At 64.5% G+C, this 15,803-nt stretch carries 7 protein-coding genes, 1 tRNA gene and 1 other RNA gene; 7 read left to right on the top strand and 2 right to left on the bottom strand.

All coding sequences use genetic code 11. The annotated features are described in order from the left end of the window. Nucleotides 1-299: 299 nt before the first annotated feature. On the bottom strand, nt 300-2,663 hold the full coding sequence (locus KIH77_RS06025) for a transglycosylase domain-containing protein (RefSeq protein ID WP_219100200.1): 2,364 nt from the start codon (nt 2,661-2,663) through the stop codon (nt 300-302). Nucleotides 2,664-2,956: 293 nt separating this feature from the next. Here KIH77_RS06025 and KIH77_RS06020 point away from each other — a divergent pair, with 293 nt between their 5' ends. Together KIH77_RS06020 and KIH77_RS06015 are read left to right on the top strand one after the other, a co-directional pair. After that, nucleotides 2,957-5,332 (top strand): LTA synthase family protein, encoded by a 2,376-nt coding sequence (locus KIH77_RS06020; RefSeq protein WP_236024515.1) that lies wholly within the window; start codon nt 2,957-2,959, stop codon nt 5,330-5,332. Between the two features lie 82 nt (nt 5,333-5,414). Then, entirely contained in the window at nt 5,415-6,830 is a 1,416-nt protein-coding gene (locus KIH77_RS06015) for a zinc ribbon domain-containing protein (protein ID WP_219100199.1), read from the top strand. Between the two features lie 336 nt (nt 6,831-7,166). Here the strand turns inward: KIH77_RS06015 and glf are convergent, their stop codons facing one another. Beyond that, nucleotides 7,167-8,345, bottom strand: a complete 1,179-nt coding sequence (gene glf / locus KIH77_RS06010; RefSeq protein WP_219100198.1) for a UDP-galactopyranose mutase — start codon at nt 8,343-8,345, stop codon at nt 7,167-7,169. Nucleotides 8,346-8,687: 342 nt separating this feature from the next. On the opposite strand from glf, the gene ffs reads away from it, so the two are divergent. From ffs to topA, 5 genes are all read left to right on the top strand, one after another. Continuing rightward, nucleotides 8,688-8,782: signal recognition particle sRNA small type (gene ffs / locus KIH77_RS06005), an RNA gene on the top strand. Between the two features lie 349 nt (nt 8,783-9,131). Further along, entirely contained in the window at nt 9,132-10,091 is a 960-nt protein-coding gene (gene uriH / locus KIH77_RS06000) for a uridine-preferring nucleoside hydrolase UriH (protein WP_219100197.1), read from the top strand. 181 nt (nt 10,092-10,272) lie between these two features. Continuing rightward, nucleotides 10,273-10,346 (top strand) — tRNA-Arg (locus KIH77_RS05995). A 400-nt stretch (nt 10,347-10,746) separates the two neighbouring features. Beyond that, on the top strand, nt 10,747-12,024 hold the full coding sequence (locus tag KIH77_RS05990; RefSeq protein ID WP_219100196.1) for a phosphatase PAP2 family protein: 1,278 nt from the start codon (nt 10,747-10,749) through the stop codon (nt 12,022-12,024). A 65-nt stretch (nt 12,025-12,089) separates the two neighbouring features. Further along, entirely contained in the window at nt 12,090-15,221 is a 3,132-nt protein-coding gene (topA, locus tag KIH77_RS05985) for a type I DNA topoisomerase (RefSeq protein ID WP_219100195.1), read from the top strand. The last annotated feature ends 582 nt before the right edge of the window (nt 15,222-15,803 follow it).

The following is a 15,803-nucleotide window of genomic DNA, read 5'->3' as shown; positions in this document are numbered from 1 at the left end:
CCCATTCATTAACCGTGGGTCTAATCGTTCATAAGGAGGTTTGTGGGTCCAGAGCATACATAAGGACGTCGGAAAACGTTTACTTATGAACCGTTGGACCCACAAACCCGTTGAGACGGCCCATCAGACCCACAAGCCCGTGTTGGGACGACCTGCCAGACCCACAAATCCAATCTATTCAATCCTTGCGTGGACGTGTGTGGACGTGTGTGGACGTGTGTGGACGTGTGTGGACGTGTGTGGACGTGTGTGGACGTGTGTGGACGTGTGTGGGAATGCACGCCCACGCGGCACTGGCGTCACTGGGAGTTGTTGTTGGTCTGGCCCTGCTGCTGGGAGGTGCTGCCGCCCTCGGTGGCGGTGCCGCCGGTGCTTGAGCCGCCGCCCGTGGTGCCGCCGCCGGTGCCGCCCGAACTGCCGCCCGTCTGCGTGGAGCTACCACCGCTGCTACTGCCGCCCTGCTGCGTGCTCGACGATCCGCCGCCGGATTCGGTTCCGGAGCCCGAGCCGGACCCCGACCCCTGCCCCTGCTGGCTGTTGCCGGATTCGCCCGACGTGTCGGAGCCGCTGCCGGATTCGGTGCCCGACCCGGATTCCGAGCCGTTGCCCGAGTTGTCGGAGTTCGAGTTCGAGCTGCCGCCGCCCGTGTACGAGGAGCCGGTGCCCGTGCCCCACGTGCCGTCCGGGCCGCCGACCGTGCCGTCGTCCGTGGCCTCGGGGAACTGCTCGTCGGCCACGCCCTCGAGCGCCTGCGACATATACAGCGTGAACAGGTGCGCCGGGTATCCCATGCCGCTCTGGTATCCGTCGAACGTCGGCATCTCCTGCGCGGAGCCGTCCTTCGCCGGGTTCCACATGGCGAAGATCGTGAGCGTGCTGGGCGTGAAGCCCACGAAGCTCACGGCCTTGGCGTCGTTTGCGGTGCCGGACTTGCCGGCCATGGTCTTGCCGATGGAGCTCGCCTCCGAACCGGTGCCGTACTGGATCACGCCCTCCATGGCCTTGACCACGAGTCCGACGTCGTTTGCGTCGAACACGCGTTCCGCGCTCGTCGGCCCCTTGTACAGCTCCTTGTTCGACGAATTGTTCACCTGCTGCACGATGTGCACGGTGGGCTTCTGCCCCTGGTTCGCGATGGTGGAGAATCCGCGGGCCATGTCCATCACGCTCAGGCCGGAGTTGCCGAGCGCCGTGTAGGCGTCGTTGGCGATCTTGCCCTTGATGCCGGCCGTGTGCGCCGTGTCGATGATGGTCTGCGAGCCGAGATGCTGCGCGAGGTCCATGTACACGGTGTTCACCGAGTTGGCCGTCGCCTGGTACAGGTTGATGTAGCCGTAGCTCGCCCCGCCGGAGTTGCTCATCGGCGTGGTGATGCCGGGGAACGTGCGCGGCGAGTTGCCGTTGAACACGGTGTTGAGGCTCACGCCCTTCTGCACCGTCGAGAGCAGCACGAACGGCTTCATCGTGGAGCCGACCTCGTAGGTGGCCTGCGTGGCGTTGTTGAGCTGGTGGGTCAGGAAGTCCTCGCCGCCGTAGATGGAGATGATGGAGCCGTTCTTCGGGTTCACCGAGATGCTGCCCACCTGCACGCCGGACGGTATGCCCTTGGACTGGTCGGTCGGCGTGGCCGTCTTGTACATGAGGTCCTGTTTGGCCTTGTCGATGGTGGTGATGATCTTGTAGCCGCCGGTGTCGATGTCGGTCTCCGTGAACGCCTTGGAGTTCACGAGCTCGTTGCGCACCATCATGAGCAGGTAGCCCTTGGTGCCCTGGTAGATGTTGTTGGTCTTCTGCTTCACCGTGTTCGGCAGCTTGGCCTCGCTCTTCTCCTTGGCCGTGATGTAGCCGTCCTCGCGCATGATGTTGAGCACGCGTTTGAACCGCTGTTCGGCCATGGTCTTGTTCTTGGCCGGGTCCCAGTTGTTCGGCGAGGGGATGATGCCGGCCAGCGTGGCCGCCTCGGAGAGCGTGAGGTCCTTGGCCTCCTTGTTGAAGTACGCCTTCGACGCCGCCTGGATGCCGTACGCGTTGCGGCCGAGGTAGATGGTGTTCATGTAGTTGCACAGGACCTTGTCCTTGTCCTGCGACTGGGCGATCTTCAGTGCGAGGAACGCCTCCTTGACCTTGCCCTTGTAGGTGGTGGTCTCGCCGAGGTAATAGCGTTCCGCATACTGCTGGGTGATGGTCGAACCGCCCTGGCGCGTGCCTTTGGTCACGTTGTTCACGAGCGCTCGTCCGATGCCGCGCAGGTCGATGCCGCTGTCGGACCAGAACGTGCGGTTCTCCGACGCCACGATGGCGTTGCCCACGTAGTCGGGCAGGGCGGAGCAGTCGATGATCTCGCGGTTCTGCTCGGCGAAGCTGCCGATCTCCGTCTTGCCGTCGTTGTAGTAGACGGTGGTCTTTTCTGCCATGGCGATCTTCTCGGGGTCGGGCACCTCCGTCGTCGCGTAGAGATACGCGAACGTGCCGGCACCCATCGCGATGCACAGCAGGAAGAACAGCAGGATGCCCTTGAGGATCCTATGCTTCTTCTTCCTCTTCGGAGGTCGATGCGACCCACCGGCGTTCGGCGTATGCGATGCCGGCCTGTTCACCGTGCTTCCCGCCATTCTGGGGGAGGAAGCGGCTGATCTGATTGATCGACGAGTCTGGGAAGCCATAACTTTCAGGCTACCCCGCAAATCTTCGGGATGTTCGCCGTCGTTGTCAAACGTTCATAGGATTCGTACGATTACCGGCCGTAAACGCTGAAATATCGTTGATATTTCACCGTCCGTCTACCGTACGCGTTACGCGAAACCCATGGAAAGGTGTATATTCTCCGCTTTTTTCAGGTTCGTTGGTTACACTGACCGCTTGGCGGAATACATTGACTGTGATTGACTGTGACCCGATATCCCCGATGCCGGTCGTCGATGGGTGTTGACGATATCACGATGGACGCGATATCACGATGATCAGAAGGAGACTGCGCGTGACCGTGGACCAGAACGTGCGCGATGACGGAAAACTGCCGGACGACGGCACGGACGTCGACATGCATGACGCCGCCGGCGCGCATGACGACGCCGGCGCGCATGACGACGCCGCGTCGGACGCCGGCGTCGCCGACGGCCGTGTGCGGCTGATCGAACACAAGCCGCTGCCGTGGTGGTTCTACGTGATCGCGTTCCTCGTCGTCGATACCGTGGCCGTGGGTCTGCTGCAGTGGAGCGCGTGGACGGTCGAGCCGCTGCGCGGCTTCGGCGGGTTCATCTCCAAGATGTGGACGAGCGGCGAGTTCCAGTTCCTGCTGAACATGCTGCTGCTCGGCATGGTGTATCTCGCGCTGCTGATGGTCATCAACCGGTTCTGGACGGCCACGCCCGTGTTCCTCTCCATCGTGGGGTTCTGCGCCGTGGCGGAACGGTTCAAGGTGGGCGCCCGCTACGAGACCATCAAACCGTCCGACCTGAGCTTCCTCAAAAGCGACGCCGGCAACATGACCGAGTTCATCCCGACCGGATCGGGACGAATATTCATGAACGCCGCCATATTCTTCCTCGCCATGATCGTGATCTGCTATTCGCTGCGGCATCGCGACGGACGGCGGCGGTTCGTCGACTTCGACGACCGCCGGCTCTCCATCACCACGCGCGTGGTCCTGGTCATGCTGCCGTCGCTGTTCGTCGGCCTGTTCGCCGCCGGCCTCGGCACGACCGGATCGTGGTCCAATTCGTTCGCCCAGTCGTTCGGCGATTCGCCGAAGCTCTGGGATTCCGTGCAGGACGCCCAGGCGAACGGCACGCTCATGGGCTTCGCACGGTTCGTCAACCCCAAGGTCATGGACGAGCCGGCGGACTACTCGCAGGCCACGATGAAGAGGATCGCCAAGAAATACGCGGCCGAGGCGGAGACCATCAACAAGGACCGCGAATCCAACATGCAGGACAGCACCGTCATCATGGTGCTGTCGGAATCGTTCTCCGACCCGACGCGTGTGCCCGGACTCAGCCTCAACAAGGATCCGATGCCGAACATCCGCAGGATCAAAACGACCACGACGTCCGGCAGGATGCTGTCGGCAGGCTACGGCGGTGGCACCGCCAACATGGAGTTCATGTCGATGACCGGCCTTTCCATGGCCAACTTCGACGCCTCCCTCAGCTCGCCCTATCAGCAGCTCATCCCCAAGCTCAAATGGACGCCCACCTACAACCAGCTGTGGAACGGCGGCAAGGACTCCCAGGCGTTCCACCCCTACGAATCCTCCATGTACTCCCGACGGGAGAACTACAAGAAGTTCGGGTTCGCGCACTTCTGGACGCTGAACGAGCCCGACGTGATCGCCCACCAGGACCGTATCGACAGCTCGCCGTACGTGCGCGACTCCGACGCCTACCAGAGCCTGCTCGAGAAAATAGACACCGACAAGAGCCAGTTCCTCTCGGTGCTGACCATGCAGAACCACATGAACTACGACAACTGGTACAACGACAACGAGTTCAAGGCCACCAGCACCACCGACTCGCCGCTCGGCCTCGACGAGACCACGCAGATCCAGACGTACGCCAAGGGCGTGGAATACACCGATCAGGCCACCAAGAGCTTCCTCGACCAGCTTGACAACATCAGCAAGCCGATCACCGTGATCTTCTACGGCGACCATCTGCCCGGCATCTACGCGTCCGCATCGTCGGATTCGAACAACTCCGTGGCGCTGCACGAGACCGACTACTTCATCTGGTCGAACAAGGCGTCGCAGTCGCACGGCACGAAGCTGCCGGCCGGCACATCGTCCATCACGTCGCCGAACTACTTCATGGCGCAGGCGGCCGAACACATGAACGCGAAGGTAAGCCCCTACCTCGCGTTCCTCACCGAACTGCACGACAAGGTGCCCGCGATGGAACCGCCCGTGGTGAACAAGATCCAGAGCTGGTCGCGCATCCCCGACGGGCAGGCGCTCTACCTCGACAAGAACGGCAACCGCGTGGACATCAGCAAGGCCGACGCCGCCACGCAGGAGCTGCTGGAGGACTACAAGCTCATCCAGTACGACATCACCGCCGGCGAGGGATACCTCAGGGACACGGCGTTCATGTCGCTGCCGCGCGAGAACCGGTCGGTCAGCCAACTCGAGGCGGAAAGCGAGATGCCCGAAGGCACCAAGAACGCGGCCGGCGTGCCCGACCCGACCATCGCGCCCACCGAGTTCAGCGACCACGACAGCGACGACCGCAAGAACGCGAAGGCGACGCCGTCGTCTTCGTCGTCCTCTTCGGCTTCGGCTGAGTCTTCGACGAAGTCCGCCGCCGCCACGCCGTCGCCCGCCAGAAAGGAGCACTGAGCGAGGTCCGCCGCCGGCGGTTCCTCTCCTCGCTTCGTCGTCCTACACTACGGAAGTAGGCATGAGAGCGAAGGGGGATATCATGAATTGTCCCAAATGCCACGCGAACATCGTCGAGGGCGACAGGTTCTGCCAGAACTGCGGGGCGCCGTTGCCGGCGGGTGACCCGGGCGGCGTCCTGCCGGCGGTCCCCTTCGTGCAGCCGACCCTCTGCCCGCGCTGCCATGCGACGGTGCCGGAGGGCAACAGGTTCTGCACGCAATGCGGGGCGGCGGTCGCGGGTGATGCGGCGGCCCCGGATGCGGCGACGTCCGTACCGGTCTCTGCCGCGGCTCCGGCTTCCGCGGTGTCGCCGATTGCCGCGGTGCCGGTGTCGCGGGCATCCCAGGTGGACCCGCAATCCGGACGGCCGCTGGCCGCCGAACCGCTGGCATCGGCCTCCGGTCCCATGGCCGCCGAAGGCACCCTGCCGGCGTCGGAGGGCGCCCGCGCCGACGTCGCATCGGCGGGCGGCGGCACCGGCACCGGCACAGGTGCCGCCGCCGTCAACGGCAATCGCAACGCGGGATTCGCCGGAGGGCTGGCGGTCGCCGTCGTCCTCCTCGTCGCGATGTTCGTCCTCGGGACGATGAGCATGCTGTCCATAGGACCATTCGCCAGCCATGACGGCACAGGCGCCACCTCGGCGGCGTCGGCGTCAGGCTCGTCCTCATCATCGGACGGCTCGTCGTCGCAATCCTGCGGCACCGAACCGGACATGAAGGTCGTATCGGTCGAAAGCGTGGGCAACGACCTGGTCGTCACCGTCCTCGTCACGTCGAACTGCCCCGACGACGCCCCGGCCACGCTTGACGACGCCGACACGCGCATCACCCTGCGCGACTCCGACGGCAATACCGTGGCCGACGCCATCTTCGACTTCTCCGGCGGCAACTCCCAATCCGTCACCGGCTCGGGCACGCAGATCAAACTCTCATACGCGCCCACGCAGTTCTACCGTCCGGCCAGCGAACTGGCGGATGACCCGTCCGAACTCATCATCAAGTACGTCTACGCCGCGAAAAGCGGCAACGGTTCGTCCACATACGACGGCCCCTCCGACCAGTCCGGCACGGTCGGCGGCGACAGCACCGTCGACGACGAGGCCGAGGAGAACGCGCGCAAGGCCCTCGAATGGCAGATCAAGCACGACAAGCCCGAGGCGCAGCGATTCTATTCCACCTACACCACGCAGCTGTCCAGCAAACTCAAGGGCGTGCACGTGGAAGGCAAGACGTGGACGTACCGCGACATCCTCGCCCAGTACATCTCGCTCAAGGACAAGCATCCGAACACACTGCTCATCTGGTCCGGCGACTGGCCCACATACGACGCCAACACGACGAAATACTATGTGATCCTCTCCGGCGAGGGCTTCGGCACCGTGGACGCGGCACAGTCATGGTGCGACGCCAACGGCTACGGCGAGGAGGACTGCCTCCCCGTGAACCTGGAGTAGGAGTGGCGGCTTTTCGGCCGTGACTCGCCTTGCGCGTCGTGATTTGGTGGCAGGGAGTTGCGTATTGATGCCGTCTTGGCGTTCCCTGACTGAATCCCGTGGTACGGAACGCAATCCTTTTACCATTGGCTGTCCCCTGCCGGGAATATGCGCCGATGCGGTTTGAACATCGTTGGAATCGCAATGAAGCTCTGATGGTGACGGCTGAGAATCGCGGCACGGAACTCACGGATTTCCTCTCCGGATGTTCCGTGCCACGAAATTTCGGCACGGAACGCAGACAATTCGCATTATTTCATTCCGTGCCACGTCCGGTACGGCCCGGACGCCGAAAACCTACTTGCGCAGCAGCGGGGCGACCTGCTCGTCATAGGCGGTCAGGGCGGTGTCGATCACCTGATGCATGTCGTAGTACTTGTAGGTGCCGAGACGGCCGCCGAACACGGTGTTCGGCTCCAGCGCGGCCTTCGCCTGGTACTGCGCGTAGATGGTCTTGTCGTCCTCGGTGTTGATGGGGTAGTAGGGCTCGTCGCCGCGGCGGGCGAAGCGCGAGTACTCCTCCCACACGACCGTCCTGCCGGGCTTGTACGAGTCCGCGCGTTCGGGGTTGAAGTTCTTGAATTCGATGGCGCGGGTGAACGGCACGTCGGCGTCGGCGTAGTTCATCACCGGGCAGCCGAAGTGGTCGTCCTCGTCGTAGCGGCGTTCCTTGAAGTCGACCGTGCGCCACTTGAGCTCGCCGAGCTCGTAGTCGAAGTACCGGTCGATGGGGCCGGTGTAGACCACCGGGATGCCGGCCTCCTGGATGGCCTTCTTGTTCAGCGGCTGCGATTCGTCGAAGAAGTCCACGCCGAGCGACACCTCGATGCGCGGGTCGGCGATCATCTTCTCGAACCATGCGGTGTAGCCGTCCTTCGGCAGGCCCTCCCACGTGTCCTTGAAATACCGGTTGTTGTAGTTGAACCGCACCGGCAGGCGGCGGATGATGCTCGCCGGCAGCTCGGCCGGGTCGGTCTGCCACTGCTTGCCCGTGTAGTTCTTGATGAACGCCTCGTAGAGCGGCTTGCCGATGAGCTTCTTGCCCTGCTCGTCAAGGTTCTTCGGCGTGATGTCGGCGTATTCGCCCGCCTGCTCCTCGATGAGCCTCTTCGCCTCGGCCGGCGTGTAGGCGGCGTGGAAGAACTGGTTGATGGTGCCCAGGTTGATGGGCAGCGGGAACACCTCGCCGTTGTGCGTCGTGTACACGCGGTGCACGTAGTCGGTGAACTCGGTGAAGCGGTTGACGTACTCCCACACGCGCGCGTTCGACGTGTGGAACAGGTGGGCGCCGTACTTGTGGATCTCGATGCCGGTCTCGTCGTCGAAATACGAGTAGGCGTTGCCGCCGATGTGGTCGCGCACGTCGATGATGTGCACGCGGGCGCCGGCATGCTCGACCGCCTGCTGCGCGACGGTCAGGCCGAACAGGCCCGCGCCGACGATCACGAGATCGGTGTTGCTGAAGTTGGATTCCATGGATTTCCTCGACTTTTCTCACATGGTTCGGTTGCTGTTCCATGGTACATGCCGGCTCCGGCCGGACGGGTGCACACCCGGGCGCTGGGCGTCACCAAGTGCGCGTTATGACCGTCGGTCGTGACCGGGTGCGTGTTATGCGTGACCGGGTGCACCTATGCCCGGTCACGTGATTCAGCAATCGTTGAAATCGCAACGGTTGTGGATGGCCGTGACCGGGTGCGCCCGCACCGGGTCACGTGGCTTGCGCCGGGTCACGCGGTTGGCCTGCGCCGGGTCACGCGGTTGGTCCGCACCGGGGCGCGTGGTTGTATTGTCGTCGGTCTTGCTGTATAGTGACTACTCGGCTCCTACGCGGCGTTACGCCGCCCAATCCCCCCAGGGCAGGAATGCAGCAAGGGTAAGCGGTCTCTGGCGGGTGCGTAGGGGTCTTTTTCTTCTCGATTATTGCTTCTCGATCATCGTTTTTCGATTCCTTGCCATTGCGCCTTGATGGCCTATACGCGCATGCCATGAGCCTATGCGGATGTTGACATGTGTTCACTCCGGTCGGCGCCGCGCCCTTGCATCCGTTCAATTTGCCGGCGGCGTCATAATCGTGCGGCGCAATGCCGTCGGGGAGTTCCCGCCGTGGCCTACAATGCTGGTGTAGCGTTTTATCATCATCGACTGCCAGCGACATCGACTACTGACGATATCGATTCATCGCCGCCGAGGGTGATATCGCCGATGCGCATATCGCGCAACGGCATGCAACGGGCAATGAGGATTCGTAAAGGAGCGAACATGACGAATACGGCGGATGCGACGAAGATCATCCTCGACTGCGATCCCGGACATGACGATGCGATGGCGATCCTGCTCGCCGTCGGCAACCCGAAGATCGACCTCATCGGCGTCACCACCGTGGGCGGCAACCAGAGCCTCGACAAGGTGACGTACAACGCGCGTGCCACATTGGAGGCCGCGCACGCCACGGACGTGCCGGTGCGCGCCGGCTGCGACCGTCCGATCCTGCGCCCGCTGAAGGTGGCCGCCGCCGTGCACGGCGAAAGCGGCCTCGACGGCGTGGAGCTGCCGGAGCCGAGCCGCCCGCTCGACGAGGGCCATGCCGTCAACTGGATCATCGACACCATCATGAACAACGAGCCGGGCACCATCACCCTCGTGCCGACCGGCCCGCTCACCAACATCGCCATGGCCGTGCGTCTCGAACCGAGGATCGTCGACCGCGTCAAGGAGGTCGTGCTCATGGGCGGCGGCTACCACGTCGGCAACTGCAGCGCCGTGGCCGAATTCAACGTGGCCACCGACCCCGAGGCCGCGCACATCGTGTTCAACGAGCCGTGGCATCGTCTGACCATGGTCGGCCTCGACCTGACGCATCAGGCGCTGTGCACGCCCGAGGTGCAGGGGCGCATCGACGCCATCGGCACCGACCTCGCGCATTTCGCCAGCGGTCTCATGGACTTCTTCCGCGAGGCGTACCGGGGCAACCAGGACTTCGTCGACCCGCCCGTGCACGACCCGTGCACCGTGGCCTACCTCATCGACCCCGACGTGGTCGCCACGCGCCGCTGCCCGCTCGACGTGGAGATCCACGGCGACCTGACGCTCGGCATGACCGTGGCCGACCTGCGCGGACCGGAGCCGAGCGCCGACGAATGCCATACGCAGGTCGCCGTCAAGCTCGACTTCGACGGGTTCTGGAACCTCATCATCGACGCCATCAAGGCCATCGGCTGACGTCTGTGAAGAAATTGTGACCGGCGTGCCGGGGTTCTTTGGCGACCCGGCATGCCGGTCATTGCGTTTCATTGCGATTATTGGCGACACGCCGTATGTAACGTCGAATTTGCGCAGAATTCATCACTGGCTTATTGTATTCGAGTCGTTCGGTTGGAACCCCGGTTCCAATGCGGAACATGCGCCAGTAGCCCAATGGATTAGAGCATCTGACTACGGATCAGAAGGTTGCAGGTTCGAATCCTGTCTGGCGCACTCAAGGCCTCGGAAACAATAGTGTCCGAGGCCTTTCCAATTTTCGGGCTGGGTAGATTCTTCGACTCGCTTCGCTCGCTCAGAATGACAATGACAGAGAAATTTTGCTTGCTCGGAGCGACAGAGAAATTTTGCTCGTTTGGAGTGATAGAGAGATTTTGCTTGCTCAGAGTGATGGAGATAGTTTGCTCGCCCAGGTGGAACGGTCTGTCATCCTGGGCGGAGGGGGTGCCGGGCACCGCTGTCATCCTGAGCGGAGGCCGCAGGCCGGAGTCGAAGGATCTATCCCCGTCCATCGGCCATGTTCCATGGTTTGAAAATTCGCGGGTCTGGTGAACAAAACGGGATGGTTCGGGTCGGGCGGGATCGTTTCGCCGCCTCCGGCCGTAAAGTCGTGACTATGAGTGACAAGAAGCGGACGAAACTGTATCTCGAACCGTTGGATGGCGAGCCCGAGGCGACGCCGGGCGCGCCCGCGGAACCGTCATCGACGTCGTCGACCGGGGGAGCGGCGCCGGCGGATGCGCCGGGGACGTCACGGTCGCCGATGCCGGTGTCGTTCGAGCCGATCGGGGGGCCGGCGCGACGACCGGGGGCGGAAGACACGGACCTTGCCAATACGAATCCCGCCAATACGGACGGCGACGACACGGAGGCCGATGCACGGCCCACGTCCCGCACGTCCCGCCGACGTCCGGCGTCCGAGACCCGCATCGACGTGGCCTCCGGCGCCGACCCGCTTGACACCCGCCCGCGCGGATCGAGCATCGTCCTCGCCGCCGTACTCGGCGTATTCGGCGTCGCCGCCGCCATCGTCGTCTGGTGGACGGCAGTGCAGACCATGGGCGGCCAGGAATACGACAACCTCGCCTACGCCGGCTTCGCCTCCAGCCTGCCCGGCTGGCTGTCCGCAACCGCCGGCCTCCTGGCGCAATCGATGTCGCTCGGCGGCCTGCACATCGCGTTCTCCGCCGTCATCGACGTCATCATCGGCATCGTGGCGGCCGTCATCGTCGTCTCGCGCAAACGCTGGCGGCTGCTCGTCCAGCTGCTCGTCCTCGCCGTGGTCGCGTTCGCGGCGGCCGAACTGCTCAAGGGCATGCTGCCAAGGCCTCTGCTCAACATGTCGCAGCTCAACGTCGGCAACACCGCGCCGTCCGGGCACACGGCCATGGCCGCCGTCGCCGCCGTCGCGCTCGCCTGCGCCGTGCCGCGCGTCCTGCGGGCGTTGTTCGCCATCCTCGGCGCCCTGTACACGGTCCTCGTCGGCTGCTCCGTCGTCGTCATCGGCGCGCACCGTCCGTCCGACGTCATCATGGCGGTGCTGCTCGTCGGCGGCCTGACGCTCATCATGCTCGCCTGCACGCGCGGCTCGGGCATGGACCCGCTCGGCACCCGCATGTCGTCCGCCACCGTGCAGATCGTGGGCACGGTCATGATCGTCGGCGGCCTGATGGCCACGGTCTACGGACTGTATCTCGTCTGGCAGCTCGGCCCCGGTCTGCAATACAGCGCGCGCTGGGCCGCCAACGGGGCGCGCGTCTCCGGCACGGTGCTGATCTTCGCCGTCGCCACGCTCGTCTTCGGCGCCGTGCTCGCGCTGCGCCACGTCACCGCCGCGCCGTTGTCGAAAGCCGGTCTGGTCGGCGCGCCGCCGGCGCCGCCGAAACGACGCTGACCGCCACCATGGTTATGATGCTCTGTAGCTGACAGGCTTACAGGCTGAACAAGAAGGAGAGGCCCATGACTACCGGTACCAAGCTCGTCATCGTCGAGTCGCCCACCAAGGCGAAGAAGATCGGCGGATACCTGGGCAAGGGCTACAAGGTCATGGCCTCCGTGGGGCATATCCGCGACCTCGCCCAGCCTTCGCAGGTGCCGCCGAGCCGCAAGGAGAAGTTCGGCAAGTTCGGCGTCGACGTGAACGACGGATTCGAGCCGTACTATATCGTCAACGACAACAAGAAGTCGACGGTCGCCGAACTCAAATCCGCATTGAAGAAGGCCGACGAACTCTATCTCGCAACCGATGAGGATCGCGAAGGCGAGGCCATCGCATGGCATCTCGTGCAGACGCTCAAGCCCAAGGTGCCGGTCAAGCGCATGGTCTTCCATGAGATCACGCCCGAGGCCATCAAGAAATCGCTGACCGCCACGCGCGACGTCGACGACAACATGGTCGACGCCCAGGAGACGCGACGCGTGCTCGACAGGCTCTACGGCTACGAGCTGTCGCCGGTGCTGTGGCGCAAGGTCGGGCCGGGACTCTCCGCCGGCCGCGTGCAGTCCGTGGCCACGAGGCTGATCGTCGAACGCGAGCGTGAACGCATGGCGTTCGTGCGCACCGCGTATTGGGACGTCATCGCGACGCTGGTCGCCGCGGAAGGCGCGGCCGCCGGTGACGCCGACGCCGGATTCGACGCGCGGCTCGTGGCGTTGGGCGGCAATCGTCTCGCCGTCTCCAAGGACTTCGGCGCCGACGGGCACCTGACCGCGGCCGCCGCCAAGGAATCCCCGGTCGTCATGGACGAGGCGCTGGCCAACGAGGTGGCCGCCGTCGTACGCGAGCGGCCGTTCACGGTGCGTTCGCTGGAGACGAAGCCGTATCGCCGTCGTCCGCAGCCGCCGTTCACCACATCCACGCTGCAGCAGACCGCCGGCAATCGTCTCGGCATGAGCTCGCGCGCCACGATGCGTGCGGCGCAGGGCCTGTACGAGAACGGCTACATCACGTATATGCGAACCGATTCGGTGACGCTCTCGCAGGAGGCCATCGCCGCGGCGCGCGACGCCGTCGGCTCGCTGTATGGCAGGGAATATCTGTCCGACGGACCGAAGCAGTACGTGACCAAGACGGCCGGCGCGCAGGAGGCGCACGAATGCATCCGTCCCGCCGGATCCACGTTCCGTTCGCCCGACGAACTCGCCTCGCGCGTGCCGCCGGACCAGCTGAAGCTCTACACGCTCATCTGGCAGCGGACGTTGGCCTCGCAGATGGCCGACGCCACCGGATCGACCGCCACCGTGCGGCTCGGCGCCGAAGCGGGTTCGCGCGGCGAGGCGTTGTTCCAGGCTTCCGGCACGGTCATCGAATTCCCTGGATTCCTGCGTGTGTTCGGCAAGGGACACGGCAATGGCAATGGCGGCAATGGCGGGGGTGATGCCGGCGCCGGCGCCGCGGCCAGGAAGAACGGCAGGAAGACCGACCGCACCGAAAACGCCTCGCTGCCGCCGATGAAGGTCGGCGACCGACTGGCCGCCGCCGGGGTCGAACCCGCCGGGCATGAGACCCAGCCGCCGGCCCGATACACCGAGGCCACGCTCGTCAAGACGTTGGAGGCCAAGGAGATCGGCCGTCCGTCGACGTATGCGAGCATCATCTCCACGATCATCGACCGCGGATACGTGTACGAGAAGGGCCGCGCGCTGATTCCGTCATGGCTGGCGTTCTCCGTCATCAAACTGCTGGAGACGAACTTCCCGCAGTACGTGGACTACCAGTTCACCGCGCAGATGGAGAACGGCCTCGACCAGATCGCCCGTGGCAAGGAGACCGGCAAGGACTGGCTCACGCACTTCTACTTCGGCACCGGCGCGGGCACGGTGAGCTCCGCCGAGGAGGCGCATCAGGGCCTGCAGCAGCAGGTGGCGCAGCTCGGCGACATCGACGCGCGAGAAATCAACACCATCGACATCGGCGACGGGCTGCACGTGCGCGTGGGCCGCTACGGCCCGTACCTTGAAGACACGAAGAACCTCGACGCCGACGGCAACCCGAAGCACGCCTCACTGCCCGACACGCTGGCGCCCGACGAGCTGACGCCCGAAGTGGGCCACGAGCTCATCGCCACGAACTCCGGCGGGCCGCGCGTGCTCGGCACCGACCCGAAGACCGGCGGCACCGTGGAGCTGCGCAAGGGACGGTTCGGGCCGTACGTGGCGCTCATCACGCCGGAGCAGCAGGCGCAGGCCGAGGCCGAACGCGCCGCCGCCAAGGCCGCCGAGGAGGAGGCCGCGAAGGAGGGCAAGCCCGCGCCGAAGCGGCGTTCCTCGCGCCGCACGGGCGCCGACGCCGCCTCCAAGCCGAAGATGGCGTCGCTGTTCAAGACCATGAACCCCGACGCGCTCACGCTCGACGACGCGCTGAAGCTGCTGTCGCTGCCGCGCGAGGTCGGCACGCTGCCGCAGACCAATGCCGAGACCGGCGAAGTCACGCAGGCCGTGGTGCTGGCCAACAACGGCCGCTACGGTCCGTACCTGACCAAGACCGGCGCGGACGGCAAGTCCGAGACGCGTTCGCTCGGTTCGGAGGACGAGATCTTCACCGTCGACATCGCCAAGGCCAAGGAGCTGTTCGACCAGCCCAAGTACGGCCGCGGCCGTGGACGTGGCGCCGCCAAGCCGCCGCTGCGCGAGCTCGGCAACGACCCGGAGACCGGCAAGCCCGTGACCATCAAGGACGGCCGTTTCGGCGCGTACATCACCGACGGCGAGACCAACCGTACGCTGCCGAGGCAGTATTCGCCCGAATCCATCGACCCGGCCGACGCGTTCCGCCTGCTCGCCGAGAAGCGTGCCGCGGGCCCCTCCACGCGAGGGCGTGGGCGCGGCCGAGGCGGTGCGAAGGGCCGGTCGGCGAAGTCGTCGGCCAAGGCCGCGCCGAAGGTCAGCGCCGTGGAGGCCAAGCGCGCCGAACGCCGCGCCGAGGTGAAGAAGTACGCCAGCAAGGGCTGGGCCAATACACGCATCGCCGAGAAGATCGGCTCCACCGCGTCCACGGTCAAGTCGGATATCGAATGGCTCGTCGCGAACGAGGGCTACGAACGCCCGGCCGTCGTCGCCAAGGCCCCCGCCGCCAGAAAGAAATCCAAGTAGTCCCAGGCCTACTGACTCGGGCTCGCTGGTTCTAGGTTTACTGGTTCTGGGCCCATCGGTTCTAGCCTTTCGCTCTAGGTCTGCCGGCTCAGATTCACCGGCTCTAGGTCAGACGGCTCAGACTCACCGGTCCCGGGCTCGCTGGATCTAGGCTTACCAGCTCAGATCCACTGGCCCGGTGGCAACCGTATCCAACGGGGCACCTTCGTGGCCTCGACCACTCGGACCCACTGGCTCGGGCTTGCTGACTTTAGACCCACAAACCCGGCGACAACCGGGTTTGTGGGTCTATCCGTTTTTGGGATCGGTTTTGTGGGTCTACACGCCGTATGGACCGTGGGTCTAATCGTTCATAAAGGGGTTTGTGGGTCTGCGGCATACATGAGGACCATCAAAACCGGCTTCTCGCGTATGTCATAGACCCACAAGTCCGTTGGGGCGGCCCATTGGACCCACAAACCCGTGTTGAAGCGAGCGGTTAGACCCACAAGCCCATTTGGGCGGCCGGGTCAGACCCACAAAGCCGGATGATTTCTGGATTTGTGGGCCTGCGCTCAAGTGGAATGAGTTCTGCGGCCGCGT

It is taken from the genome of Bifidobacterium pluvialisilvae (genome assembly GCF_019331695.1).
GTDB classification, from domain to species: Bacteria; Actinomycetota; Actinomycetes; order Actinomycetales; family Bifidobacteriaceae; genus Galliscardovia; species Galliscardovia pluvialisilvae.
The sequence above is the reverse complement of the archived record's forward strand: the minus strand, read 5'-3'. Positions and strand labels throughout refer to the sequence as shown.